Source organism: Siphonobacter sp. BAB-5405 (assembly GCF_002872335.1).
Classification (GTDB): Bacteria; Bacteroidota; Bacteroidia; order Cytophagales; family Spirosomataceae; genus Siphonobacter.
The window spans coordinates 1-1251 of sequence record NZ_NJAG01000214.1 but is presented as its reverse complement, the minus strand read 5'-3'; the positions used below and the strand labels follow the sequence as shown (position 1 = coordinate 1251).

The 1251-nt window shown below is 42.9% G+C and carries 1 protein-coding gene and 1 pseudogene; both read left to right on the top strand.

Translation table 11 applies throughout. The features are described from left to right. Positions 1-100 precede the first annotated feature (100 nt). A pseudogene (locus BWI97_RS27190) lies at positions 101-418 on the top strand (helix-turn-helix domain-containing protein); the annotation flags it as partial. Continuing rightward, a partial coding sequence (locus BWI97_RS27185; RefSeq protein WP_233208103.1) for an IS3 family transposase occupies positions 418-1251 on the top strand: 834 nt, incomplete at its 3' end. The pseudogene BWI97_RS27190 and the gene BWI97_RS27185, both read left to right, overlap by 1 nt.

Here is a 1251-nt window from a genome sequence, read left to right as displayed (position 1 = left end):
ATTAGTGAACGATGGTGTCGAAGCTATGAACGTTGGGGGMTGGWAGACKTTACKAGCSTAAGGTAAGGTAAGAGTTTTTAGTGCTGAATTTAAGCTAGCGGTTCTCAACGTTATGCAGCAGCAACACCTATCTTTAGCAGAAGCCTGCTTACGCTTTCATCTTTCAAGTGAAGGCCTTATCCTTACCTGGCAGAAACGCTTTAAATCGAAGGGAGCAGCAGGCTTACAACCTCAAAAGAAAGGACGACCGACTATGCAACCCAACGAGAATCAAGCTGACAAATCCAAGGGAAAACGTCCCGTAGAGCCCCTGACTCGCGAAGAAGAATTACTCAGGGAAAATGAATACTTACGGGCTGAAGTGGCTTACTTAAAAAAGCTTCAAGCCTTAGTTCAACTAGACAAAAAGCGAAAGTAATTCTAGAACTAAGGCAGCACTTCGGTTTGGATACGCTTTTGAGGTGTGCCGGCCTAGCCCGAAGCACCTTTTATTATCAGGCTAGTAAACTCACTCAGCCTGAGAAGTATGAGTTCATCAAAGGCGAGATAGAAAAGCTCTATCATCAGCATAAAGGCCGTTTAGGGTATCGTCGGATTACACTGCTGCTCAGGAAAAAGGGTATGCTAATCAATCACAAAACCGTGTTTCGATTGATGAACGAACTCGGGCTGAAGAGTCTCATTCGAGTCAAAAAATACCGTTCGTATCGGGGAGATACAGGCACGTTATTCGCTAACGTTCTAGCTCGAAACTTCAAGGCCAATGGCCCGAATCAGAAGTGGGTGACGGATGTTACGGAGTTTAAAGTTAAAGGAGAGAGGCTCTACCTATCGGCGTTGATGGATCTGTATAACCAGGAAATTATCAGCTATGAACTCTCTGGTAAGCCCGTGTTTCAATTGGTAATGAACATGCTACAAAAAGCACAGAAACAAGTAGGCAAAAACTTAATGATTCATTCAGACCAGGGGTGGCAATATCAGATGCAAGCGTATCAGGCTTGGTTGAAACAGCAGGGGATCACCCAGAGTATGTCCAGAAAGGGTAACTGCCTAGATAATGCCGTCATGGAAAACTTTTTTGGCACCTTAAAGTCCGAACTTTTTTATCTCAATACCTATGAATCTATCCAAGAGCTTAAGAAAGATATTGCAAACTATATTACCTATTATAATACCGACCGAATTAAGCTTAATTTAAAAGCAATGAGCCCGATCGAATATCGAGCTCATTACTTTCCAAACAAATTC